Source organism: Parasutterella muris (genome assembly GCF_943193095.1).
In the GTDB taxonomy this organism is placed as follows: Bacteria; Pseudomonadota; Gammaproteobacteria; order Burkholderiales; family Burkholderiaceae_F; genus Parasutterella; species Parasutterella muris.
Genome location: NZ_CALPCV010000005.1, coordinates 18,999 through 44,082, shown reverse-complemented (window position 1 = coordinate 44,082; position 25,084 = coordinate 18,999). Strand labels below are relative to the sequence as shown.

20 protein-coding genes are annotated in these 25,084 nt (G+C 50.5%); 5 read left to right on the top strand and 15 right to left on the bottom strand.

Annotation, left to right across the window (positions count from 1 at the left end; all coding sequences use genetic code 11):
* Positions 1–225: 225 nt before the first annotated feature.
* The 12 genes from NFR90_RS03080 to hemN form a co-directional block, all read right to left on the bottom strand.
* A complete protein-coding gene (locus NFR90_RS03080) occupies positions 226–840 on the bottom strand; it encodes a TlpA family protein disulfide reductase (RefSeq protein ID WP_251450638.1) in 615 nt (204 codons plus the stop codon).
* 30 nt (positions 841–870) lie between these two features.
* Positions 871–1,674 (bottom strand): ABC transporter permease subunit, encoded by an 804-nt coding sequence (locus tag NFR90_RS03075; protein WP_251450636.1) that lies wholly within the window; start codon positions 1,672–1,674, stop codon positions 871–873.
* The gene (locus tag NFR90_RS03070; protein WP_160334945.1) at positions 1,671–2,408 is read right to left on the bottom strand and encodes an ABC transporter ATP-binding protein; all 738 of its coding nucleotides are present in this window, start codon (positions 2,406–2,408) and stop codon (positions 1,671–1,673) included. The genes NFR90_RS03075 and NFR90_RS03070 overlap by 4 nt, the downstream gene beginning before the upstream one ends.
* Positions 2,395–3,690: a nitrous oxide reductase family maturation protein NosD gene (gene nosD, locus NFR90_RS03065; protein WP_251450634.1), complete on the bottom strand. Its 1,296-nt coding sequence runs from the start codon at positions 3,688–3,690 to the stop codon at positions 2,395–2,397. Before nosD ends, NFR90_RS03070 begins: the two co-directional genes overlap by 14 nt.
* Positions 3,690–4,106 carry a nitrous oxide reductase accessory protein NosL gene (locus NFR90_RS03060; RefSeq protein WP_251450632.1) on the bottom strand — a complete coding sequence of 139 codons (417 nt, stop codon included), beginning with the start codon at positions 4,104–4,106 and terminating at the stop codon, positions 3,690–3,692. Before NFR90_RS03060 ends, nosD begins: the two co-directional genes overlap by 1 nt.
* A 174-nt stretch (positions 4,107–4,280) precedes the next feature.
* Positions 4,281–5,216, bottom strand: a complete 936-nt coding sequence (gene nrfD / locus NFR90_RS03055) for an NrfD/PsrC family molybdoenzyme membrane anchor subunit (RefSeq protein WP_160334942.1) — start codon at positions 5,214–5,216, stop codon at positions 4,281–4,283.
* Between the two features lie 2 nt (positions 5,217–5,218).
* Positions 5,219–5,980 (bottom strand): 4Fe-4S dicluster domain-containing protein, encoded by a 762-nt coding sequence (locus NFR90_RS03050; protein ID WP_251450630.1) that lies wholly within the window; start codon positions 5,978–5,980, stop codon positions 5,219–5,221.
* Between the two features lie 131 nt (positions 5,981–6,111).
* Entirely contained in the window at positions 6,112–6,894 is a 783-nt protein-coding gene (locus NFR90_RS03045; protein WP_251450628.1) for an FKBP-type peptidyl-prolyl cis-trans isomerase N-terminal domain-containing protein, read from the bottom strand.
* A 33-nt stretch (positions 6,895–6,927) separates the two neighbouring features.
* Positions 6,928–7,353 (bottom strand): rhodanese-like domain-containing protein, encoded by a 426-nt coding sequence (locus NFR90_RS03040; RefSeq protein ID WP_251450626.1) that lies wholly within the window; start codon positions 7,351–7,353, stop codon positions 6,928–6,930.
* A gap of 63 nt (positions 7,354–7,416) precedes the next feature.
* Entirely contained in the window at positions 7,417–9,465 is a 2,049-nt protein-coding gene (locus tag NFR90_RS03035; RefSeq protein WP_251450624.1) for a cytochrome c3 family protein, read from the bottom strand.
* 820 nt (positions 9,466–10,285) lie between these two features.
* Entirely contained in the window at positions 10,286–12,913 is a 2,628-nt protein-coding gene (gene alaS, locus NFR90_RS03030) for an alanine--tRNA ligase (RefSeq protein ID WP_251450622.1), read from the bottom strand.
* Positions 12,914–13,151: 238 nt separating this feature from the next.
* Positions 13,152–14,543 carry an oxygen-independent coproporphyrinogen III oxidase gene (hemN, locus tag NFR90_RS03025; RefSeq protein WP_251450620.1) on the bottom strand — a complete coding sequence of 464 codons (1,392 nt, stop codon included), beginning with the start codon at positions 14,541–14,543 and terminating at the stop codon, positions 13,152–13,154.
* Between the two features lie 142 nt (positions 14,544–14,685).
* On the opposite strand from hemN, the gene NFR90_RS03020 reads away from it, so the two are divergent.
* The 5 genes from NFR90_RS03020 (at position 14,686) to NFR90_RS03000 (ending at position 20,965) form a co-directional block, all read left to right on the top strand.
* Positions 14,686–15,423 carry a cyclic nucleotide-binding domain-containing protein gene (locus tag NFR90_RS03020; protein WP_251450618.1) on the top strand — a complete coding sequence of 246 codons (738 nt, stop codon included), beginning with the start codon at positions 14,686–14,688 and terminating at the stop codon, positions 15,421–15,423.
* A gap of 374 nt (positions 15,424–15,797) precedes the next feature.
* Positions 15,798–16,778, top strand: coding sequence for a Bug family tripartite tricarboxylate transporter substrate binding protein (locus tag NFR90_RS03015; RefSeq protein WP_251450616.1), 981 nt, complete (start codon positions 15,798–15,800; stop codon positions 16,776–16,778).
* 59 nt (positions 16,779–16,837) lie between these two features.
* Positions 16,838–17,308: a tripartite tricarboxylate transporter TctB family protein gene (locus NFR90_RS03010; protein ID WP_160334933.1), complete on the top strand. Its 471-nt coding sequence runs from the start codon at positions 16,838–16,840 to the stop codon at positions 17,306–17,308.
* 15 nt (positions 17,309–17,323) lie between these two features.
* The gene (locus tag NFR90_RS03005) at positions 17,324–18,832 is read left to right on the top strand and encodes a tripartite tricarboxylate transporter permease (protein ID WP_251450585.1); all 1,509 of its coding nucleotides are present in this window, start codon (positions 17,324–17,326) and stop codon (positions 18,830–18,832) included.
* A 63-nt stretch (positions 18,833–18,895) separates the two neighbouring features.
* Positions 18,896–20,965 carry a glutamine--tRNA ligase gene (locus tag NFR90_RS03000; RefSeq protein ID WP_251450582.1) on the top strand — a complete coding sequence of 690 codons (2,070 nt, stop codon included), beginning with the start codon at positions 18,896–18,898 and terminating at the stop codon, positions 20,963–20,965.
* An 85-nt stretch (positions 20,966–21,050) separates the two neighbouring features.
* On the opposite strand, the gene NFR90_RS02995 is transcribed toward NFR90_RS03000, so the two are convergent.
* The 3 genes from NFR90_RS02995 to NFR90_RS02985 all read right to left on the bottom strand — a co-directional run bounded on the left by NFR90_RS02995 (position 21,051) and on the right by NFR90_RS02985 (position 25,054).
* A complete protein-coding gene (locus tag NFR90_RS02995) occupies positions 21,051–22,697 on the bottom strand; it encodes a M20/M25/M40 family metallo-hydrolase (protein ID WP_251450580.1) in 1,647 nt (548 codons plus the stop codon).
* A 99-nt stretch (positions 22,698–22,796) separates the two neighbouring features.
* Positions 22,797–23,186 carry a cytochrome c-type biogenesis protein gene (locus NFR90_RS02990; protein ID WP_251450578.1) on the bottom strand — a complete coding sequence of 130 codons (390 nt, stop codon included), beginning with the start codon at positions 23,184–23,186 and terminating at the stop codon, positions 22,797–22,799.
* Positions 23,183–25,054, bottom strand: coding sequence for a heme lyase CcmF/NrfE family subunit (locus tag NFR90_RS02985; RefSeq protein ID WP_251450576.1), 1,872 nt, complete (start codon positions 25,052–25,054; stop codon positions 23,183–23,185). Before NFR90_RS02985 ends, NFR90_RS02990 begins: the two co-directional genes overlap by 4 nt.
* Positions 25,055–25,084: the final 30 nt, after the last annotated feature.

The window sequence follows — 25,084 nt, the reverse complement described above, 5'->3', positions numbered from 1 at the left end:
TTTACCCCAAAACTATGATACAAAAAACAAAGAAGAAACAGGGCGTAAGTTCAACCTCAAATAGCCTCAGGCTACTCAGCCGGCCCTAATGCCTGAACACGCGAAGCCGTAAATGTAGGAAGATCACCGAGATCGCACCGACAGAGCCAAGGTTTCGAAACGTTAAACAGAAGCTGAAAATAAAAATTCCCGCCCTGTTTTTACATGAACGGGAATTCAGATCCTTTACTGCTGTTTGCCGCTTTCTTCGAGTTTTGCGGGATCAGCGTACTTCGCCTCGAGCTTCTTCAGGAAGGTCAGAACGTCCGGATCCTCCCAGGGAAGATAGCCTCTCAGCACACCGACCATATTTCCGTCTCCGTCCAGAATGTAGTTCGTAGGTACAACTGTCAGAGGAATGACATTATCAACCGTCTTCCTCGGGTCAACCAGTGTCATGAAATCAGAAACCTTATTACGCTTTAAAAAACGCGGAAGACCGGTTACGGAATCATCCACAGAGACTCCGATGATCTTTATCTTCGAATTCTTCAGCTCCTGCTGAAGCTTTGTGATCGCGGGAATCTCTCTGATGCAGGGCGCGCACCAGCTCGCCCAAATATTCAGGATCACAACGTTGCCGCGATAGTTCCTGAGATCAACTGGCTCGCCGCTAAGCGTGTATAAATCAAGCGCCGGAATTTTGCGGGCATTTTGAAATTCGGTAAAAGGCGTCATCACCATCGGCTTTTTAAGCGCGTCTCCGGTGTTGTAGACCTTTTCCTGAAGCATCGCCTGTGACCAGGCTGCCGCGGAAACTGCCAGACAAACCGCAGCGACAAGTGCTTTTGCAATTTTCATTTGTATATCCTTTCTATTGGTGACGATCTGTCACAGGCTCCTTCTTCCGAAACTAATTCGATCGGCCAAAAATAAGGCCACCGCGCAGAGCAGCAAATATAACCCAAGATAAGCGGGGGCAATATACGTCGTTACGATACCTAACGATTCCTGATTGAGCAATCGGAAAGCACTGGCAGGATTCAAAACCATAAAGAAGTTCAGCGCCCCTTGCGTCAGAGAATCATCCGCAATCGCAAGAATCAGCAGAGCTAAATCGTAAAAAATCACAAGCGCGAGCCAGATCACCAGAAGAATGCCCAGCGCAAACGCTTTGAACGGACTGAGAATGCTGATTAAATAAGAGAGCAGAATCGAGATGACGCCAAGCATCCAGCCGCTTAATGCCAACAAGACCAAGTGCCTCAGCAGTGCGCTGAAGTCATAGGGAAGTACTCCGGCAGCCGTCAGAATCAAAAGCACAGAGAACCCCAAAAAGATGCACAAAAAAAGCGCAGCGCTGTGACCGATCAGTTTTCCAAGCAAAATAGATGTTCGACTGATCGGATAGGTTAGGAGCAAAAGCAGCGTCCCCTGCTCGGCTTCTCCGACGAAAGCGTCGTAACTGATCAGAATGGCGATCAAAGGAATCAGAAAGACCGATAGAGAGACAAGGGAATTTAAAACCGCCGTCATCGGCCTGAAAGAAAAATCTCCTCCGATCGCAGCGGTTCCGAACACAATGCCGAGCGAGAGAAGGGCAAAAAGAAGCGTTCCGGTAATCAGCCAAAGATTACGCCGACAGTCTCTAAATTCTTTTGCAGCAACCAGAAGCGCTGAACTCAGTACTTTCATAAAACCTCTTTACCGTTCTCTTTGTCCAGCACTCGGCAGTAAATATCCAAAAGCGACATTTCAGCAGTCTCTTCAGACAAGCCGCTCTGCCGGATCATTTCTCTGCACGTACCTTCAGCGGCTTTTTTACCGCCGCAAATCATTAAAGCCCGATCCATATAGGCTTGCGCGAGCAGAAGCTCATGCGTGCAGACAAGAACCGCGCATCCAGCCTCTTTAAGACGATGCAGCTCCTGATACATAAAGGCGGACGCCTGCGGATCCAACCCAACCGTCGGCTCATCCAAAAGCAGCAGACCGGGCTTGGAGAGAATCGCCTGTGCAAGGCCGAGACGCTGCTTCTGACCTTTTGAGCTTCGATTCAGTGTCTGCTTCCTGACACATTCCAGGCCTAAGACGCTGATCAGTTCCTCTACCCTGTCTCTGCCGACGCCTTTCAGTGACGCAAAATATGAGAGGTGCTCTTCAAATGTCATTCCGCTGTAAAAACTGACATTCTCAGGAAGATAGCCGACGTTGAGCGGATCAGAACCGGCTTCCTTTTCAAAAATTCGAACCGATCCAGAAGCCGGTTTTAGAAGGCCTAAAAGCAGCTTGATCAATGTCGACTTGCCGGCGCCGTTCGGGCCGATCAGCGCGACCAGCTCACCCGGCGCAATCTGCAGGGATATGCCCTTGAGCACCGATCGTTTGCCCCGGTTAAAAAATAAATCTCTGCATTCAACTGCGTTCATTTGACACCCTTTCAGCTGATACGGAATCGGGATCGACGATCAGGGGATATGAGTCTGTGACGCCTTTGTCTTTATCAAAGTCGAATTTTGCGGTCATGAACTTTAACAGCACAATCAGCGGACTTTCCATGAGAAAGCGGATTTGCGGATAGAGCCAAAAAAGGCGATCTAAAGAATCGTTCGGCTGATACGGCACATCTCCGATGCCGTCCCTATTCAAATCCCAGCCCTGATAACCGCTCCAATAATTGCCTATTTTGCCGCTGCTCCATTCCAAGCGAGACGAGCCAACATAACGCACCTGAAGCCGATTATTAATAATTCGATTTCGGGTCAGTGTATTTTCTTCTCCGCCGAGTGCGATGCCGATTCCAACGTCATTGCCTTCAAACGTGTTGTTTTCGACAATATTGGCGCCGGCTCCATATATGAATAGACCTTTGCCCTCTGTATCGAGTTCTCTCCTGCCCCGTCGGTTATGCGTTTTCACCGCCTTATTGCCCCGAACAATGCTGTCCTTGGTTTCATTAAGCAGAACTCCGAACTCTACCGCGCCCTGAGATTCGGAATTTTCCAGACGAATTCGTTCCGAACTCATCAGCGCATAGCCGCCGATCACGGCTCTTGCCTTATTGTCCTGAGCGCGGTCTCCGTGCGTAAACATATAATGAATACCGTACTGAAGCCCGGCGAAACTATTGCCGCGGCTGTCCGTATTGTCGGTATTTTCAAAATAGAAACCGTCACGGGTATAGAGAACTTTATTGCCGCTGAGAGAAGCATTTTTGACATAATTGAAATAAACGCCGTCACCTCTGTCCAGAACATGCATTTTTCTCTCCCCGCGAATCTCACAGTTTTCAACCGTGACATTCTCAGTGCGATCGGCTCTGACCCCAAAGCCGGGGCCTGTAATATTTAATTGATGAAGCCGGACATTTTTAAAGCCTTCATCGATGCGCACTCCAGCGTCTCGCTCATAAAGGTCTGAACCGAAATTTTTTATCCCCAGATCTGAGACTTCAGCATCTGAAGAGCGAATTAAAAGTGCAGTACCCTTCCCCTTAGCGTCTATAAAGGCCCCGGGGCTGCCCTTGAGTTTTATTTTTTTGGAAATAACAAAGTTTCCGGCGTATTCGCCGGGTCGCAGAACAATCCTATCTCCGTCGGCTGCGGCTGCAAGCGCCTGAGAAAGCTCCGGCGCGGAAGAAACATAAAAATCGGCCGCAGCTGCCGAGAACGACAGCATGATGACCGCAGCGCAGAGGACCAACCGCTTCATTAATGACCTTTCAGCGCCTTGATTTCCTCAAGGGTTACCTGCGTATAAGAGAGAAGTTTTCCGCCGTGTTCGCGCATAAAGGCCTGCGCCTGATCCTTCGTTTTAAAGGGGAGGATCGATTTACCCATAGCGCCGTGGACATCGGATCCTGCGACATAGAAGGCGTCTTTGGCGGAAAGCATTTTTTCATGAAGCTGTGCTTCTGTTGAATTTCCGAAGTCACTGACAAAGAAAGCCGCGGCGCGTCGTGCATTTTCCGGCTGGAGGATAAAGGTAAATCCGTCTTTTACGGAGCAGAATTTCAGAGGCTCTTTTTCGTTTTTGATAAAGATTTGAGCCTTTGCGCCAGGATAGTTAAGGATAACCATGCCGCAGATATGGCAGCGGTCATGTTTTGAAAAAGGAAGCGGTTTCAATTCCGGAGCCGGCGACTGTTTAGAGCATCCCGATAAAACTGCTGAGGTAACGGTGAGTAAGAAAAAGCGTCGGTACATATAAATCCTGTGTTCTCAGTGAATCTTAACCGCAATTGAGAATTTGAGATAGAAAAGCTTCGGGTTCCCGAAGAAACCCGAAGCAGAGTTAAAACATTAGATCGAATTGATCTGGCCTGCGTAGATGATGAACAAGCGAAGGCACATCATGCCGCAGATTGCCGCCAAACCGCTGGTGTAGAACACGGCAGCACTGTCTCGGAAATTCCGGCTTCCGAAGAAGCTGAGAACCAACGGGACGATGAAGCCGATACCCACAGCACCGATCCAGAAGACCTGTGCCCAAAGGCCGAAGCAGAATGCCGAAGCGGCAGCCTTAGCGGCCTCGTTACCGCTTACCAGAGCGATGATGATCATGAGCAGACACATTGCTTCAACAGCCATAATCGGCCATTCAGCTGCGTGGAGCGCATGAAGATCTTCACCGTGACGATCAGCACCGAAGAGCCAAGCGGCAAGCACTTTGGTCGCAGCGCAGCCGGCAGAGAAGCCGGAAGCGACGAAGAGCGCGGGCAGAACGGCGGTGTTGATCAGCGGGAAGCGGATCAGAGCGGAGATCAGGAAGCCTGTGTATGCGCAGATTGCGATCGCAAGAATCAGAACGATCCAGTCGAGCGCGACACGGAACTTAGCCAGAAAACCGATGGTCGGGTCAAGCCATTTCAGACATCCGATGGAGGTTATCTCCTGACGCAGTGAAACAAGCATCAGGACGAATACCAGCGGAATGTAAAACAGCAGAGCCATGACACCGATACTCATGACGGAAGTCGGGTTGTAGTAGACCAGAATTCGCCAGAAAAACAGCGGATTGGTAAGGTCCAGAACCAGACAGATCATGCCGAGGACGATCGTGACGAAGCCGATTAAACTCGCTGCTTTCATGATCGGGGTATCCTGATGGACACCTCGGAACAGATTCATACAGATCGCGACTGCGACGGCACCGCCTGAAATACCGGCGAGGAAAAGGTACACCGCAATCGGCCAAGGCCATGCGACACCTTCTGTCAAACCGATTGTAAAGTCCATAACTAGACTCCTTCTTTAGTTACAGGGATGTAGCGCAGACTCGGTTCGGTACCAAGATGCGGACGAATGCGGACGGTATCCTTCACTCGCAGCAGACGACTGATAATGGACTGAGGATCATTTAAGTCGCCGAAGTACAAAGCTCCGTGACGACATGCCTGAACACAGGCCGGTTCCTCACCGTTAGCCAGTTTGGTCTTAAGACAAAAGTCGCAGTTTTCCGCTGTTTTTGTCTTTTCATTGATGAAGCGAACGTTGTAAGGGCAAGCCGCAATACAGTACTTGCAGCCGACACAGCGATCCGGGTCCATCGTAACGATTCCGGTCTTGCTATCCACATGTGCGGCACCGGTCGGACAGACGCGTACGCAGGGCGCATCCTGACACTGCTGACAGGAAACACGAACGTAAACGCGTTCGCAGTCGCATCCTTCCAGTTTTCCGCACTGCGGACACGGCGTACCGGGTACGTGCGTACTCTGCCGCTCCAGCAGCAGGCGCGAGCGCCCTTTAGGCAAGTCGTTGGCTTCATTGCAAGCTGTCTTGCACAAACCGCAGCCTATGCACTTGTTCTGATCAAAGACCATCGCATAGTGCGGTCTGGCGGTTGTTCCGCCGCTGCCGGTCTTAGCGCCCGAGGCGCCGGACTTCGCAGCTTGCGGAGAACCTTTATCTTCCGGCTTGCAGCCGCCTAAGGTGAGCACGAACAACGATCCAGCAGTCGTACCGGCTAGAAATTTTCTTCTGTCGATTTGTAAGCTCACGGTTATTCTCCATGACAGATTTGAGATCTGTCGTAATTTATTTCGCCGAGCGAATCCGCTTGAAGTTAAACTTTCTCTCTCCAGGCGGAGCGGTTTCCGAACGTTAGGTTCGGATAGTGCGGTTATGATGCTTAGCCATGCGGCCAAGCCATCTTGGGATGGCCGGCAGGCATTGCTGCATCCTTATTCGCACCCGGCTTTTCAACCTTTTTCAGTGTTACATCGAAGATAAGAGCTGATTCGGGCGGAATGTCTCCGGCGCCTTCTTCACCATAGGCTAACGAGGCCGGGACGACGAACGTGTAAGTCGATCCCTCTTTCATCATTGTCAAACCTTCTTTAAGCGCGGGGATCAGCGTCATCATGACAAACTTCTCTTCTCTAACCTTCCCGTCAGGGCTGGTAAAGACTTTTCCGTCGATCAATCTGCCGGAATAATCCACCGTGACGATGTCTTCCTCTTTAGGCTGGGGTCCGGCGCCTTCCTTCTTCACTTCATACTGAAGGCCTGAAGGCGTTACTTTGACGCCCTTCCTAGACTTATTGGTTTCCAAATAGTCGCTGCTCGCTTTTCTATTTGTCTCTTTGATCTTATTCAGTTTGTCGGTAAAGAGCTTGTTGAGCTTCTCTGCGCGGGTGTTTAACGCCTGAAGCATTTCATCCTCGCTGAGTTTGCTCTTGTTCTTCATCGCGTCCTGCAGGCCGGCCATCACCTGATCCATATTGACGGAGGCTCCGAGCTCGGTCTGTTTGTAGATCTGAGAGGATAAGTAGTTTCCTACCGAGGCCCCTAAGCTGTAAGACTCTTTAGCCTCCTGGTCCATCGGTTGAGCAAAAGCCGTTCCTGCAAGAGCAAAGGCTAGGGAGACTGACAGTAATGTTTTATTTAGGGTCAACATAATCACTTCTTTCATAAATGAGTTTGATGCTTCAATGATGAGAGGCACTTACGGTTTTTCTACTTTTCGGCCGGAAAGCTTCCAGCCGTCAATGCCGTCCGGCATCTGCCGAACATCCGTATACCCAAGCTTCATCACTTCTCGGGCAGCCATTTCACTGGAAGTACAAAGTTTGTTAGCGCAATAGAAAACAATGGTTTTGTCTTTATCGGCCGGAAGGAGTTTTTTCCAATCACGAACGTTGAAAAATATCGCGCCCGGAATGAATCCCTCTGTCCAAACTTCAAGGGTATTGACGTCATAGAACGGAACTCCGGCCTGCCAGAGCATTTCTGCTTCGCGCATGGATATTTGGTTAAGGAGCTCGTCATAAACGGGTGCTTCAACCAGCTCCTCTCCCCCGCCGCAGTGAGCGGCAGGAGCGAACAGGAGCATTGCAGAGGAGAACACCAACCCAATTAACTTCAATTTCATCATTTTTACTTCGATTGGGCTATGGGCCGAAGCCCATAGCGCATTTAACACTGTGCTTAACTACTACTTAGCTGCAGAGGCCTTGACGTAACCGCCTTGGTCAATAATGGACTGAGCTTTCGTGAGGTAAGCCTGGGCGGTATCAACACGCTGTTTCGTGTAATTGAACGCATGGACACCCCAAGAACCATCTTTTTCGACCTGTTTGATAATGTCGGCAGCCTTGTCGAGAAGAAGCATGGCTTCAGTTCTCTGTTCCGGCGTCAGCTTCGTCACTTCAAGAAGCTTGTTGATACGAGTCTGAGCTTCGACATTCTTCTTATGGCCTTCCTTAATCGGGTTCTGCCACTTCATAACTTCGCCGTAAATCTCTTTCTGGTCCTGATAGATCAGGCCCTGATCGAGTTCGGACTGGAACGGGCTGTGGCAGCCTTGTCCTTCAACGACTGTGAAGTCAGCGATGGATGTACGTGCGCAGCTCCACATCAGGTCAACGTAGCCGTGACCTTCTTCGTCGCGGGCAATACGCCAGCCCTTAGAGTTGGAAGCGCGGGACTGACCCGGAGCCGGATTCATCATCTTCTTCTCAGGATCAACTTCGATCTTGAAGAGGTGAGAGCGGCGAACGGCGTCGAAACCGGCCATATCAGGACGCTGAATCGCTGTGAAGTTTTCGCAGCTCATCGTGAACGGCATATGGCAGGCGATACAGTCAACCTTGCTGTGTGTGTCGGCATTCGCAACCATTTCAGCCTGTACAGTGTGGCAGTCTTGGCAGTTCTGACGGATAGCCGGACGTGTTACGCCGGACTTCCAATCGTTGCTGGTCACTTCGTGCGGGTCGTGGCATGTCACGCAGCGCATACCTTTTTCGTAGTGCTTGGACATGAAAAGCTGAGCACCTTCTGTACCGCAGGACGGGCAGGAAGATTTTGTCTTAGCATTGAACGCGCGTTCGAGCTTGCCCTGTGCATCGGGACGATTAACTTCGTCTTCGATGAAGTTCAGGCGCTGATGGCAGCGATCGCAGTTTGTGCTCATGTTGTTGGTGTTGCCGACCAAGTGGCCGCCTTCACCGTGACATTCTTCGCAGGAGATGCCCTTGGAAATGGTGTGTTTCTGAAGTTCTTTCGGATTGCCTAAAGCGGCGAAGAATTCCTTCTTATCCTTAAAGTCGAACTTAAAGGCGTGGCAGACTTCGCAGTAGGATGTTGCCGACTGGAAGAGCAGTTTGCCTTCGTAAGTTGAACCGTAGGAAGTCATACCCCACTGATGAGAGGCAGACGGTCCGAAGTCTTTCAGTTCAACCGGGAAATCCGGAATCACGGCATGGATCTGTTTCGCTCTTTCCGGCGTCAGCCATTCAGCCCAGCCGCGAGAGAACTGGTTGCCGCCGGCGACGACCTTACCGGTTCCGTCTTTGAGCAAACCGTCTCTGACGTGATACGAACCGCGGACGAGCCATCCGTCGATGTAGCCGTATTTAGTACGCGGCGTACCGATTGTGGCGTAAATCACATCCGGTGTGATGCCGTCAGGCAGGATGGAAGCGTCAGAGCCATAAAGCTTTTTCTTCAGATCGTTGTCAACTTCGGGATGTTCTCCGGGGAAGCGGACGGTCTGAGCGTGACGGGAGCGTTTCCAACGTTCGTACTGAATCGCATGACATTCACCGCACTTTTCAGGACCGACGAATTTATTCGGGAAGTCCAGAATGCTTCGCTGGCCGAGGCGATACTGGGACGCCATGGGGCGGTTGCCCGGCTGATGCGATGAATACTTCTGTGCATTGCCTTCGCCTAAATATTCAGATCCGCGCGTTGAGATAGCGGGTGTTCCGACAACTCTGCCGTCTTTACTGTATGTGGCAAAAATCGGATGGTTCTGGAAAAGAAATTCCCACATTTCTTTTTCCTGAACGATGTAGTCCTGCAAGGTACGAATACCTTTTGTCGGTTCTGTTAAATCAGGGTTGTCCAATACTTTCTGTGTGATCGCATTGACCTTCGGAGGCGGCAGCGGGGTGCCGCCCTCTTGGGCAAAAGCTCCAGTCGCCGCAAGCGTAGCTGCAGCCGCAATCGCGGCAGCAGTAAAACTAGAGTTAAATAACATGATGTTCTCCTTTTGGAGACGCCGAACTGAATAAGGTGAAGAGGAGATCCAGCCCATTGTCTTCGATGAGGCAAAATGGGAAAGCAAACGATGATGAGACATCCACAATTCCACAGCTCCATCTTACGTTTTATGATTTTTAGGTGATACTAGTTAAATATCCCAGTCAAAAAACGGGTATTCCCCAATATTCGTGTTATTTGTTCGACATAATATTAATATTCGTTTATATTCAATTAGTTATTGATATATTTTTCAAACAATTAATATTCGCAAAAGAATTAATTATTTATTAATTAAGATGATTTCCCTATGAAATACATGGGATAACACGCTTCAACACTTGATTTTTATTATTTTCATTGTTAACAAATGAAACCTCTTCAGTTTTCGATTTATCTAATTTTCTATATATAACTATTTTATTAGATTTCAGGGTTGTATATTTTTCAATATATTAACAACACGTTGTGGTACAGGGGGTTGTCTTCAAACAGTGCATATTTAAATTAGACATATTTATTTACGTTTAGGCTTAATCCATTGAAACCGGTTTCCAGCACTTAGGTTTTCTCTGCTTCCGAGAGATGTTCAGCCTCGTTCAGCGACGAGACGGACGTCGAGGCTCTGTAAATAAGTTTTTGCCTTCGCTTTACTCTGCCTCCGTGAAAATAATGCCCTGGAGGCCTCAGGCAATCCTAAACAGTTGATGGGCTGTTTAGGACGCATTCAAAAGTTTATTCAGTACAGGACGAAGCTGTTTTCTAAACTTTCAAGACATAAAAAAACCCGCCGAAGCGGGTCTTTAAAGCTCTATTGCTTACTGCAGTTTTTCAGCGACAAACGTTTTAGTCTGAGCAAGCAGCGCGCTTAAATCGGCCGGAGCGTTTCCGCCGCCCTGTGCAAAGTCAGGACGACCACCGCCCTTACCGCCAAGTTTTTCAGCGATGAACTTAACGACATCGCCGGCCTTGACCTTGGAAACCAGGTCCTTGGTCACGCCGACCGCAATACTTGCTTTGCCGCCTTCGACCTTAACAAGCACAACCGCAGCACTCTTGAGCTGATCTTTGAGACTGTCAACAGAATCACGAAGCGCTTTGGTCTCAACACCTTTCATTTCCGTCACCAGCAGCTTGGCGCCGCCGATATCTTCAGCCTTGGCTGCAACGCTGGAAGCGCCTGCCTGTGCAAGCTGAACCTTGATGGTGTCGAGCTCTTTTTCCGCACGCTTGAGGTGGTCAACGGTTTCAACAACTTTGGAGACCACTTCGTCTGTCGGCGCTTTGAACTCTTCGGCGACTTCATGAATAATGGCTTCCTGCTTCTGTGTATAACGCAGCGCGGACATACCGGTCACAGCCTCTACACGTCTGACGCCGGCGGAAATACCGGACTCGGAAACAATCTTGAACATGCCGATGTCGCCGGTTCTCTGGACGTGAGTACCACCGCAGAGCTCACAGCTAGAACCAATGTTTAAAACACGAACGTTTTCGCCGTATTTCTCACCGAACAGCATGACCGCTTCTGTCTTCTTGGCTTCATCTAGAGGCATGACGCGTACGTGTGTCGCTGTGTTGCGCAGAATCTCTTTGTTAACGATGTCTTCGACCTCGCGAATTTGTTCTGCAGTCATCGGGCTGGTGTGAACAAAGTCAAAGCGGGTACGATCGCCGTTAACCATCGAGCCTCTCTGCTGAACGTGCTGACCGAGCACTTCACGCAGCGCCTTGTGCATCAGGTGCGTCACAGAGTGGTTTCTGGCTGTCGCTTCTCGGTTTTCTTCATCAACTTTGGCGCTGAAAAGATCACCGACTTTGACACTGCCTTCGGCGACATAGCTCATATGACCAAACACATCCGCTTTGATCTTGAAGGTGTCGTCAACTTTCAGAATAGTTGTATTGTTTTTAAAGACTCCCTTGTCGCCCATCTGACCGCCGCTTTCAGCGTAGAAAGGAGTTTTGTCAAAGACAACAACCACTTCATCTCCGGCATCTGCGTCTTTCACCGGCTCGCCGTCTTTGTAGATTGCTTCTACACGACAGGCGTGAACCGCAAGGGTTTTGTAGCCGAGGAATTCCGTCGGGCTGCCTTCATATTCAAGGCCCTGAGCCATCTTGAATTTACCGGTCGCTCTGGCTTTTTCACGCTGTTTTTCCATCGCCGCGTCAAAGCCTTCGAAGTCAACCGTCACGCCTCTTTCACGGCAGACGTCCGCAGTCAGGTCAACCGGGAAGCCATAGGTGTCGTGAAGCTTAAACGCGACATCGCCTCCGAGAACCTTGGTTCCGTCAACAAGAGCTTCGTTAAGAATATCAAGACCCTTGGCAAGCGTCTGGGAGAAGCGAACTTCTTCCTGACGCAGGACTTCTTCGATATGAGGATTACGGGTTTCAGGATACTGATCGCCCATTTCTTTGGCGACCGCTTTAACCAGCTTGCTGAAGAAGAGATCACGGGCGCCAAGTTTGAAGCCGTGACGCATACCGCGGCGAGCAATACGGCGAAGCACGTAGCTGCGGCCTTCATTGCCGGGAAGAATTCCGTCAGCAATGATAAAGGTACAAGCACGAATGTGGTCGGCAATGACTTTGACAGAAGGCGAATTCGGATCGACGTTTTCACCGCCCGCTTCTTCAACCGCCTTAACCACCGCACGCATCAGGTTCTGGAAAAGGTCAATGTCATAGTTGGAATGAACATGCTGCAGAACCGCAGAAATACGCTCAAGTCCCATGCCGGTATCAACGCTCGGACGGGGCAGCGGATGCATTTCGCCTTTTTCATCACGATTGAACTGCATGAACACGAGGTTCCAAATTTCAATGTAACGGTCGCCGTCTTCGTCGGGGCTTCCCGGAGGACCTCCGGCGACATCCTCACCGTGGTCGTAGAAAATTTCAGAGCAAGGGCCGCATGGACCTGTGTCGCCCATCATCCAGAAGTTGTCGGAAGCGTAACGAGCGCCTTTGTTGTCGCCGATACGAACGATTCGTTCAGCAGGAACGCCGACTTCCTTGTTCCAAATGTCATAGGCTTCATCGTCTTCCGCGTACACGGTGACCCAAAGCTTTTCCGGCGGAAGCATAAAGTGCTGTGTCAGCAGCTCCCATGCGTTCTTAATCGCATCGCGCTTGAAATAATCACCAAAGCTGAAATTGCCGAGCATTTCAAAGAAAGTATGGTGACGGGCGGTATAGCCGACGTTTTCCAAGTCATTATGTTTTCCGCCTGCGCGAACACACTTCTGACTGGTCGTCGCACGTTTGTAGGGACGCTTGTCAAATCCAAGGAAAACATCCTTGAACTGGTTCATACCGGCATTCGTGAAGAGCAGAGTCGGATCATCTCCGGGAACAACAGGGCTGGAGGCAACAATCGTATGCCCCTTGGACTCCATAAACTTCAGAAATGTCGATCGAATTTCTGATGCAGTGAACATTTGTAATTTCTCAAAAAAAGCTGAATTTTTCAGCAACACGATTTATATATTTTATCAGACAGCCTTCTGCATCACCGTCTTTAAGGCGACAATCTCAGAGCTCAAAATAATAAGCTGCCGCTGTAAACACGGACACATCCGATCAGAACGGCTGCTGACAATCTATAAAGAAAGACGGCTTTGCACAGAAGAATTAAAGAGAGCCGCTCGAAGCGGCTCTTTCCTGTGGTCAGCTGACCTAGACAATACGGGAGTAACGTCTGACTCGTTCATCCTCGCGCAGATAGCGGTCGAAATTCATCGCCACAGCACGGACAAGCAGTTTGCCCTTTGGAGTCACCGAGACGGCGTCTTCGGCGAGCGTTACCAATCCTTCTTTCTCAAAATGCTTGAGATTATTCAGCTCAAAATCGAAGTATTCGTTGAAATTGATGCCGAACTGCTTCTCAATGTCCGCTTTCACAACTCTGAACTGGCACATCAATTCCATGATGACTTTTGAGCGCAGTTTGTCGTCGTCATTGAGAAGATAGCCGCGTACCGTCGCAAGAGCGCCGGAACGGACTTTTTCATAGTAAGAAGGCAGCTCGCGGGGATTTGCCGCATAGCAGCCGTGAACCTTGCTGATCGAAGAAACGCCGAGCGCAACCATGTCGCACTCAGGTTTTGTGGAGTAGCCCTGGAAATTTCTCTGCAGAGTGCCCTCTTCCTGAGCTTTTGCAAGCTCATCAGTGCGTTTGGCAAAATGATCCATGCCGATATAGTGGTAGCCGGATTTGGACAGACGGGTGATCGCATCCATCATAATGCCGACTTTCTCCGGAGAAGGAGGCAGGTCCGCCGCGTTAATTCTTCTCTGCGCCTTGAAATGTTCGGGCAGGTGCGCATAGTGGTACAGCGCAATACGATCAGGGCTCAGCTCAATTACTTTGTCAAGCGTGTGCGCAAAGGTTTCTCTGCTCTGGAAGGGAAGACCGTAGATAAGGTCCATATTAATAGAGTGGAAACCGTTGGCTCTTGCCGCGTCAAAAACCGCCTTAGTCTGCTCAAACGGCTGAACACGGTTAATCGCAATCTGAACACGTTCGTTGAAATCCTGAACACCCACGCTCATGCGGTTAAAGCCGGCCTTGGCAAGCGCGGCGACTTTATCGACCGGAGTCGTTCTCGGATCGACTTCAACCGAAACTTCCGCTCCTTCGGCTAGAGGGAAACGCTCCGTAATGACGCGCATGACCTCGAGAATTTCATCGTTATTCAGGAAGGTCGGAGAGCCGCCGCCGAAATGAAGCTGCTCAACTTTTCTGCTTCCGCCGAGGACCTTCGCGACGTTGTCGCATTCCATAGCGAGCACTTCAATGTATTCCTTGGAACGGGAATGGTCTTTCGTGACTTCCTTATTGCATCCGCAGAAATAGCAGATGTTCGAGCAGAAGGGGATATGCACGTAGATGGACAGGTCTCTGCCTTCGGGACGAGCAGCCAAAACCGACTCAAAATCCTTTGCGCCGAAGTCTTTGCTGAAACGGTCCGCAGTCGGATATGACGTATAGCGCGGACCCGGAACATCGAATCGCTGCAGCAATTCCAGATCAGGAAATTCTACCGATAGGAGTGAGTTTTTTTTCATCGTTTTCCTTCGCCTCTAAAGGCTATTGAAATTAACTAAGTTCTGATATCATCACCGCATCAGTCTATTGCAGACTATCCAGCGGATTGTTTATAAATTCCGTGAGTCTAAGACAAACCTCGGCACAGCAATCATACAAGTGATGAATTTAACCGAACTTAACGAAACACCCTTCCTGCCGCCCGATTGCAGCGCCTGCAAACAAAAAACGCTCTGTCTGCCCGAAGGCCTCTCGAACGAAGAATTCGTTAACTGTTCAAACATCATCACCTTCAACAAAAAAATCAGTAAGGGCAGCCGACTCTTCCATGCCGGCGATCCGCTCCGCTTTCTGTATATCGTCAAGCTCGGTTCCGTCAAAAGCTCCATTGTCACCGACGAAGGCCGAGAGCAGGTCATCGGATTCAATATGTCCGGCGAAATGCTCGGCATTGACGGCATATACCACGGCTTTCATACATGCACCGCAACCGCGCTGGAGGACAGCGAAGTTTGCGTCATGCCCTATGAAGACCTTGAAGCCCTCTGCGGACAAAGCCCGGCGATTGATTCGCATGTGCGCCGACTCTTCAGCCGGGAAATCGTTCTGCAGCACCATAATCTGCTGATGCTCGGCTCCATGAGCTCTACTGAGCGGCTTGCCGCTTTTCTTCTCAGCCTGTCCAAGCGCTTTGAAGCCAGAGGTTTCTCACGCACAGAGTTTGTCCTGAGAATGACGCGCGCCGATATCGGCAGCTTCTTAGGTTTAAAACTGGAAACCATCAGCCGTGCTCTTTCCAAATTCACAGAACTCGGACTAATTGAAATCCATCAAAAGCACGTCCATATCGTCAACCCGAAAGGACTACGCTCCATCCTCCAAGAGCACAAGCGGATTTAAAGCTAAGTACCGCGTTTCTCCTGACGCTAAAATAGTAATTTCTTCTCCTTAAATGCGCCTGAAACACACTGCGCGCATAAGTAAATGAGCGCAGCTCCCTCCTTCTCTGATCACTAGAACGCAAAACACAAGCTGTGCGCAATGAGAAAAACTCTCGTATCCTTTCTTTTCAGCAAAAAATCAGTCACAAAAATCTGCAATAATGAGAATTTTTACCAAAATACGGAATAAAAAAGGGAAAATATACTGTTTTACCCTAGTCGCCGAGTGTCTTTTCATTAATATTTCAGATAGAGAGGTATTTTTTTCTTAGAATGTTGAGAATGCAGGCTTGTATCTGCTTTTTAACAAATCTTCCTACTAATAGGTGAGAAATGACATTTACTAGAAGAAAAATCTGCCTCATGGGCGCTGCCGCCATGGGCCCCGCTCTTATCCCGGGAATTTCCTTCGCGGACGATCCGATCCGCATCATCGTTCCTTATCCTCCCGGAGGACCGCTTGACGTGACCGCCCGAGCTGTTGCAGAAGAAGCCCGCGCCGATCTCGGAAATATTATTGTTGAAAACAAGCCGGGTGCCGGCGGCAACATCAGTGTTGACTATGTCGCCAAACAGTCTCCGGACGGCAAGACCATTGTCATGGGCGCCCTGGCCACACACGCGGTGAACCCGAATCTCTTCAGTAAGCTTCCTTACGACCCGATTAAGGACTTCACTCCGATCACTCTGATCGCTCAGACTCCGAACGTTCTTGTCATTACACCCAAGTTCTCTAAAGAAACCGGTATCAAGAACGTCAAAGACCTGATCGCTTACGCTAAAAAGAACCCGGACAAACTCAATTACGCCTCCGGCGGCAACGGCTCAGCCGGCCACATGTCGGGCGAACTGCTGAAAGCCGATTCCGGCATCAAGCTCGTCCATATTCCGTTCAAGGGCGCAGCCGCTGCGAGAATGAGTGTTCTCGCCGGTGATACCGACCTCATTTTTGACAATCTTGCCTCCGCTTCCGCGGACATCAAAGCCGGCAAACTCATTCCGCTTGCCGTCACAACAAGCTTCAGAGCGCCTGCCCTGCCGGATGTTCCGACAATGGCTGAAGCCGGAGTGCCCGGATTTGATATCTCCACTTGGTACGCTTTCTTCGCTCCCGCAGGTCTGAACCAGAAAGAGCTCGATAAGCTGAACAAAGCATTTGTCAAAGCTATCAAATCTCAGTCCATGGCCAAGCGCTTTGAAACCATGGGCGCACAGGAAAAAGCCGGAACACCGGCCGAACTTGGCAGCTTTGTCAAAGAAGAAATGGCTAAGTACAAGAAGATCGTTGCGGCAAGCGGCGCTAAAATCGACTAACCATTTTTATCTTTAACCTCAGAAGGCTGTTTTGCAGCCTTCTTCTTTATTTTGCAGTCATGATTAAAGACCAAAGAGATTTTTGGGCCGGCCTTTTATTTATGGGTTTCGGCGCATTCTTCTGTTTATATTCCATCACGCATTACGAACTCGGATCCGCCTCTCGAATGGGGCCGGGATATTTTCCGATGCTCCTCGGCGGATTTCTGTTCCTCCTTGGTCTCTTAATCACGCTGAAATCGCTTCTTTTCAAAAGCGAAGAAGATGACGGCGGAAAGTTCGGCCGATTTGACTGGTACAGTTTTATCGTCATTCTCGGCTCCGTCGCTATTTTTGCGGTACTGCTGCGGCCGGCCGGACTGATTCCGGCGACCGCGATCATGGTATTTCTGTCCTCCTTCGGCAATCTGCCTTTCCGCTGGAAGCCGACGCTGATTCTCTGCGTATTTCTCAGCGCGCTTGTCTGGCTTATTTTCGTTTTCGGGCTCAACCTTATGGTACCGATTTGGCCAGCCTTCCTGGTTCAATAATTCGAGAGGTCTGAGATGGATTTAATTAATAATCTTGCGATCGGCTTCACAACCGCCCTCTCGCTGCACAATCTTCTTTACTGTTTCATCGGCGTCACGCTCGGTACGCTGATCGGGGTTCTGCCGGGTCTTGGTCCCGTCGCAACTCTCGCGATGCTGCTCCCGATCACCTACTCTCTCGATCCGACTTCCGCGCTGATTATGCTCGCGGGCATTTATTACGGTTCTCAGTACGGCGGTTCCACAACAGCTATTCTCGTCAACCTCCCGGGAGAATCTGCTTCTGTCGTGACCTGTCTTGACGGGTATCAGATGGCGCGTCAAGGCAAGGCCGGCACCGCCCTCGGGCTCTCGGCCATCGGATCATTTATCGCAGGCTGCTTTGCTACGGTTCTCGTTGCCGCATTCGCTCCCCCGCTGATCGAACTTGCCTTTAAATTCGGCCCTGCGGAATACTTCAGTCTGATGGTGCTCGGCCTTGTCGGAGCGGTTGTTCTTGCCAACGGCTCGGTTCTCAAGGCGTTTGCCATGATCATCCTCGGTCTGCTACTCGGCATTATCGGCGCTGACGTCAACTCCGGCGCGTTCCGCTTTGACTTTGGCGTGCCCGAGCTTCAGGACGGCATCGACTTCGTCGCAATCTCCATGGGTCTCTTCGGATTCATCGAAATTATCGTGAACCTTTCCAAAGGTGAAACCCGAGAATCTTTAACAGAGAAAGTGGGCTCTATTTGGCCTTCGTTTAAGGAGCTGAAGGCAGCTGCGCCCGCCATTACACGCGGAACCCTGCTCGGTTCTTTCCTCGGCATCCTTCCCGGCGGGGGCGCTCTGCTTGCGTCTTTCGCGTCTTACACACTGGAAAAGAAAGTCGCAGGCGAGAACGCGAAACCGCCTTTCGGCCATGGCAACATTGCCGGCGTCGCGGGCCCCGAATCCGCAAACAACGCCGGAGCGCAGACCAGCTTTATTCCGATGCTGACGCTGGGCATTCCCTGCAACGCCACAATGGCGCTGATGATCGGCGCCCTGATGATTCACAACATCACACCGGGCCCGCAGGTGATGAGCTCCAACCCCTCCCTCTTCTGGGGGCTGGTTGTCTCCATGTGGATTGGCAACCTGATGCTTGTCATTTTGAATCTTCCGCTAATCGGCATCTGGGTGCAGCTGCTCAGAATTCCTTACAGTCTGCTCTACCCGATGATTCTGACTTTCTGCTGCATCGGCGTGTACTCCATCAATAACAATCCGTTTGACGTTTACATCACGATTGTCTGCGGCGCCCTCGGCTACCTCTTCTACAAACTGAAATGTGAACCGGCGCCTCTGATCTTAGGCTTCATCCTCGGACCCATGATGGAAGAAAACCTTCGCCGAGCCATGCTGCTCTCCCGCGGTGACCCGACGACCTTCCTGACACGTCCGATCTCACTTGTGCTTCTGATGTTCGCGCTCTTCCTGCTTCTTCTGATTCTGCTTCCGAGCATTAAGAAGACCAGAGAAACCGCATTCCAGGAAGATTAAGGCGATTCAGTCTTTAAAACGGTAAAATAAAAAGTCTGAATCTATTCAAACCGATTGAAAACAATGAGCGATACTACAGAAAAGACGGCATCCAGCCACATTACAAATTTTCTTCGCAATATCATTAACGAAGATCTGGAACAGGGGACAAATGAACCCCGTCACTGGAGGGGCGCTCCCGGCACCTACACCGAGCAAATGGAAGGACCGGTTGACGAAGCCAAAGCTCGTCTGCGTTTCCCGCCGGAACCCAACGGTTATCTTCACATCGGGCACGCCAAAAGTATTTGCATTAACTTCGGTTTGGCCAAAGACTATCAGGGCCGTTGCCACATGCGCTTTGACGATACGAACCCCGTCAAAGAAGATCAGGAGTATGTCGACTCCATCTTAGGCTCTGTCAATTGGCTCGGCTTTGATTGGAAAGACGATAAAGAAATCAACTACTACTTCGCGAGCGATTACTTTGATTACATGTATGAGATCGCGGAGCATTTAATCAAGATCGGCTGCGCTTATGTTGACGAACAGAGCGCAGACGAAATTCGTGAAAACCGCGGCACGCTCAAGTCTCCCGGTGTCAACTCTCCGTACCGCAACCGTTCTCCGGAAGAAAATCTTCGCATTTTCCGCGAGATGAGAGAAGGCAAACATCCTGAAGGCAGCATGGTTGTCCGCAGCAAGATCGGTATGGCTTCCCGCAATATCAATCTGCGTGACCCGGCGATCTACCGTATTCGTTTTGCCGAACATCACCGCACAGGCAATAAGTGGTGCATCTATCCGATGTATACCTTCGCGCATCCGCTCGAAGACGTTCTGGAAAATATTACGCACTCGATCTGCACGCTGGAATTCGAAGATCAGCGCGCTTTCTACAATTGGGCTACCGAACGCTCAATTCCGATCACCCGTGCTCCGCTTTTTGAAAAAGCCGCTGCTTATGTCAGTGAGCTTGCAGCCAAAGACTTTGAAGCGCAGAAGCCCTTTATGGAAGCCGCGGTCAAATTTAAGTGGAAACTCGGACAGACCGCTGATGAAAGAAAGGTCTTTGAAATTCTGACGGCGATCAAAGAAGACCCGGCGAAACTCAGCGCGGAAACCGCTAAAACAGTTCTTGATGCGGTCAGCGCAAACCCGGCCGTCTTCACTCCGCTGCTTCAGGATGTTCTGAGTCAGACGGTCAAAGCTAACTACTTCCTGCTTCCGCATCAGTACGAATTCAATCGCCTGAACTTAACTTATGTGGTCATGAGCAAGCGCAAACTGATCGCGCTCGTCAAAGAAGGTCTGGTCGACGGCTGGGATGACCCGCGCATGCCGACACTCGTCGGTCTTCGCCGCCGCGGCTACTCTCCTGAGGCGATCCGACTCTTCTGTGAAAGAATCGGCGTTTCTAAACAGACCGGTGCATGGATTGACTACTCTGTGCTGGAAGGCGCCCTCAGAGAAGTTCTTGACGCTCAGGCTGACAGAAGAATCGCCGTACAGGACCCGATCAAACTGGTCATCGACAACTATCCGGAAGATCAGACCGAAGAGGTTGAAACGCCGAATCATCCGCAGCATCCCGAAAGAGGCTCTCGCAGCCTGATGTTCTCGAAAGAACTTTGGATTGAGCGCTCCGACTTCTCGGAAAATCCTCCGAAAGGCTATCGCCGTCTTACTCTGGCAACTGCAGAGAAGCCCGCAATACCGGTCCGTCTGCGTCATGCCTACGTGGTTGAAGCCACCTCTGTGGAAAAAGATGCGGACGGCAAAGTCGTCACAGTCCACGCCAAGTACTATCCGGAAACCCGCAGCGGTTCGGCCGGCGCCAACAACGTCAAGACGAAGGCTGCAATCCATTGGCTCTCCTGCAAGGAGGCGCTGCCTGCCGAGATCAGACTGTACGACCGCTTATTCAGCGTTCCGAAACCTGACAGCGGAGAGGAAGATTTCCGCACACTCATCAATAAGGACAGCAAGACAGTCTGCAAATCCTACGTTGAACCCTCTCTGAAGCTTGCCAAACCGGAAGATCGCTTCCAGTTTGAGCGCAACGGCTACTATGTCGCCGATCAGAAGGACTTCTCCGCAGATAATCTCGTATTCAACCTTGCCGTTGCCCTTAAGGACAGCTTCGGCAAATAGTCGGTTTACTGCGGTGCGGGATGCGCCGCAGTAAATTCCGCAGTCCTCAGTCACTAAAGCCCGCAGCAAGCGGGCTTTGGTGTTTTTAGGAGAGTTTGCGGATTAATTCCAAAAGCAGTTTCGGCGCGATATTGAGCGAATAATCCAGCTCAAGTCTTTCAGTCATCTGATGCGCGTCCCTGCCCGCGGGGCCCATATTTGCGACCGGAATCTCTTCACTGAAATCAATGTCGGTCGGAAGATGGAATACTCTGCCCCAGCCGGCCATGTTTGGCGCCGCTCTCAAGGCCTGTTCGTTCAGCGTTTTGAAGCCGAGGAACGAGAGATCGGAAATTCCTCCGAATACCTCATGCATGCGCACCGCACCGTCGGAACTCATCTCTTTGGCCTGCGCCACCACTTCTTCCATCCGGCTTCTGAGCTCGCGCTCTTCTTCCGAGGCGCTGCGGTTGACCCTGGCGGGATAGTACGGAGGCAGAAGTCCCACAATGATCGCGGGACGAGGCGGATTCGCTTTGCTGATCAGCCATTCGCATTCTTTGATCGCCGCTTCCCGGGCATCGATGTCTGAAGGAACACTCTTCCAAAAACCGGCCAGTTCCTCCTCAAAACGCTCTTTGCATTTGGCTACCGCCATTTTTCTCAAAAGCTTGTACTGAAGAATATTCACCTGCGGGCAATCTGGATAATCCGCGCCTTTTGTGAGGGCAAAGAGGCGCGCTTCTTCGATTCTTCTTCTGGTCTTTGCGGCTCCGCTCGCCGCTGTCAGGCATGCCCAGCGCATAATGTCTTCAACATCTTTTCGGGCGGTTAAAACGTTGAAGTACGCCACTGCCGCTTCGGGCAGCGTGACCGAATAGCTTTCGCGTCTGACCTGCATATACAGACAGGTCGGCGGTGCAAGCAAATCAAGCCCCTCACCTTCAAAGAGTTTGATATCCGTCTCCGCTTCGGTAACGATTTCACTCAACATGAGAGCGGCATTCAAGCCTTCGAAATAATTTCCGACATGTGCGGGTTTCCCGAGTGCATAGAAAAACGGCATGAGTTTTCCGGTAGTCCCCAAATAATATGGACGAACCGCTTCGGTCATTTCCGTCTCGGAAGTCCAGAAACACGGTTCTCCGGTCAGCGCAGCAACACACTTTAAATGTTCACTGCGGCATAAATCACTGAAAGCTCTCAGACTTCCGATCATGCCCGCGCTGTTGGCTTCCTCATCCGGAACCGCCCAAAAGAGAATGTTGACTGCGAGATCTCGGTCTCTGATCCATTGCTCCATTGAGGCAAGAAAAAGAGCAAGTCCCGCCTTCATATCCATCGTTCCGCGTCCGAAGAGCCAGTTGCCGCTTTCCAGATCTTTCTTCGCTTCCTGAGAAATCGCGAAGCCTTTCAGAGATTCTGTGTAAGCGTCGGGATTAAAAGCCTGCTCGCGAAGTTCGCCGCAGACCGCTGTATCCACAACATCAAAATGGCCGGTCAGAATAATCGTCTTGTCGGTTGCCCGCGAAGCCCTCAAAAGGGCAATCACCGCATTTCGTCCCAGCGCGTCTCCCTCACAGGGAACCAATCTGACCGAGAGGCGGCCTTCGGATTCCGGGATGAGACGATTAAGAAAATCGGCAATATATTGAGCGCAGCGGTTCTCCTGTTCGGCTCGACCGGAAACAGAAGCAATTGCGCAAAGCTGCTTTAGAATTTCGAGAATGCGCGCGGAATCGGGCGTTTTCATTTTCTATATATTCACAGTAAAAACAGATAGTGCGAATCTATAATTATCCCGCTTTCTGCGTTCTCTTCACAGAACTTCGCCCATGATTTATTAACCCGCTTACTTTAATTTTTTCCTGAGCAGGACTGCGATGACAAACCAGAAGAAAATCGTTAAAAATAAAAACGCCGGAAAGAGCCACAGCATTGCAGTAGAAGCGTTCATCGCTGGTTCATATCGAATCTGCTCACCATAGCGCTCGCTTAGAAACGTAAGAATCTGCTCTTTTGATTCCCCTGCCGCTAACTTTTTATAGATAAGCCCTTTCAGCTCAGCCGCGATAGGCGCTTCCGACTCATAAAGAGACTGAGTCATTGAGGAGGGACATCTCAGCTCTTTGGATATTTCTATCGCCTGAGCGCGGATCTCAGCACTCGAGACCGCCGCAAACGACAGGGATGCGAAGCACAAGGCCAAACAGCATGTCAGAACATAGATAATTTTTTTCATGAGAGATCCTTTTCTCTTCTAAACGTCCGAGCAAAGAAAAGACCGAATATCATCAAGAGTCCGCCAAGCCAAAGCCATATCATCAACGGTTTAATATTCAGACGCATCAGATACTCTTCCGCGGAAAGCTGATTGCCCATTGAGACATATAAATCACGGAACAGGCCGTGGCTGATGCCAGCGTGCGTCATCTGCATTCCGTTGCTCTTAAACGTCTGACGCTGCGGACGAAGCTCGGTAATTTCTTTTTCATCCTTATCAAGCACGATAATGCGTCCCTCAGCCGCATAAAAAGACTTGCTGTCGACTTTATCGGTTCTGTCGTAAACAAAGATAAAGTCCCCGAGCGGTCTTCCGTAGCCCGGCCCCATTCGGACCAGCGCCTCCTGCTGAAACTGCGTATCGCCGATCACTCCGACCATTGATACCGCAATGCCTAAATGAGCGAGAAACGCAAACCAATTTTGTCCGACGTGTTTTATCAGCGTCTCTGTGATGAGACTCAGAAACAGCATTGCACAGGCAAAGACTGCGAAGGCCGTCATAATCTCTTCCTTCGGATGCAGGAAAAAAACGATCGCAGCAGATGAGGCAGCGCTTACCGCAATAACCGCTGCGACCGCGGCGGCTCTTTGTCTAAACAGCGTAAAGCCGCTGATCAGCAAAGCCGCGGCAATCGTCAGCGGCGCGAAGATAGAATTAAAGTACGGAGCACCGACAGACAGACTTCCGAGTCCGAACCCCTGATAAATAAGCGGGAACACGGTTCCAAATAAAACCACTGCCGCAGCCGCGCTAAGAATCATGACAGCCATGGATACGGCGGCATCATAAGCATTGATTTCTGAAGTATCGCCCTTAAAAAAGACCGCGTTTCGGGCAAAAAGAATCAGCGCGGGCAGTGCCATGAGCACCGTTATTGCAATCAGGAAGAGCCCCTTATTCGGATCGGAAGCGAAGGCGTGAACCGACTGGATCACGCCGGAGCGCACAATAAAGGTGCCGATGAGTGAAACGGTAAAAGCGGCAATCGGGATAAACAGCACGCCCTTGCAGAGTTTGTGACGTTTACGGGCAAGCAAAAACGCGTGAAGCTGAGCGCTTGCGAGCAGCCACGGGATAAATGAGGAGTTTTCAACCGGATCCCAGAACCACCAGCCGCCCCAGCCGAGCTCGTTATAAGCCCACCAGGAACCGAGAACATTTCCCGCCGTCAAGAAGCCCCAGGCTATGACCGAAATTTTAGTCAGTGAATTCAGAGAAGCCGGAGTCAGCTGCCTGCGAAGAAGACAGCCGATTGAGAAAGCAAACGAGAGAGAAATCCCTGCGTAGCCCAAAAATAAAAGCGGTGGATGAAAAATCATTCCGATGTCCTGGAGAATCGGATTCAGATCCTTGCCTTCGGCGGGTACCATCGGGAGCTGACGCGCAAACGGGTTCGAAGTAAAAACGAGAAAAAGAGACAGCAGACCGATAATCAGCAGCGCTGAAGCGACGGCAGGCGCTTTCACCTCTTCGGATTCCTTTGTCAGAAGCGCAAACAATGTTGTCCAGCAGGAAATCAGCCAAATCCAGAGCAGCATAGAACCTTCGTGACTGCTCCAAACCGCCGCGATTTTATAAAAAGTCTCTAAGTACGAATTTGAGTTCTCTGAGACATAAGTGACTGAGAAGTCATTGGTCAGGAAAGCGTATGCGAGCGAAAAGAGCGAAAGTGTCAGACCGGCAAACACCGTCAGAACCGCGGGACGCCAGAGGCCTGTAAACACGGGGCGGCCCTTTAGCACGCCGTAGAGTATCGTCCATGGAAAAACGAAAGCGATCACTGCCGCAAGGATTAAAAGAAAATGTCCTAACTCTGGTAACACGTGATTCTCCTCTTTGTCGCTTTCACCGGT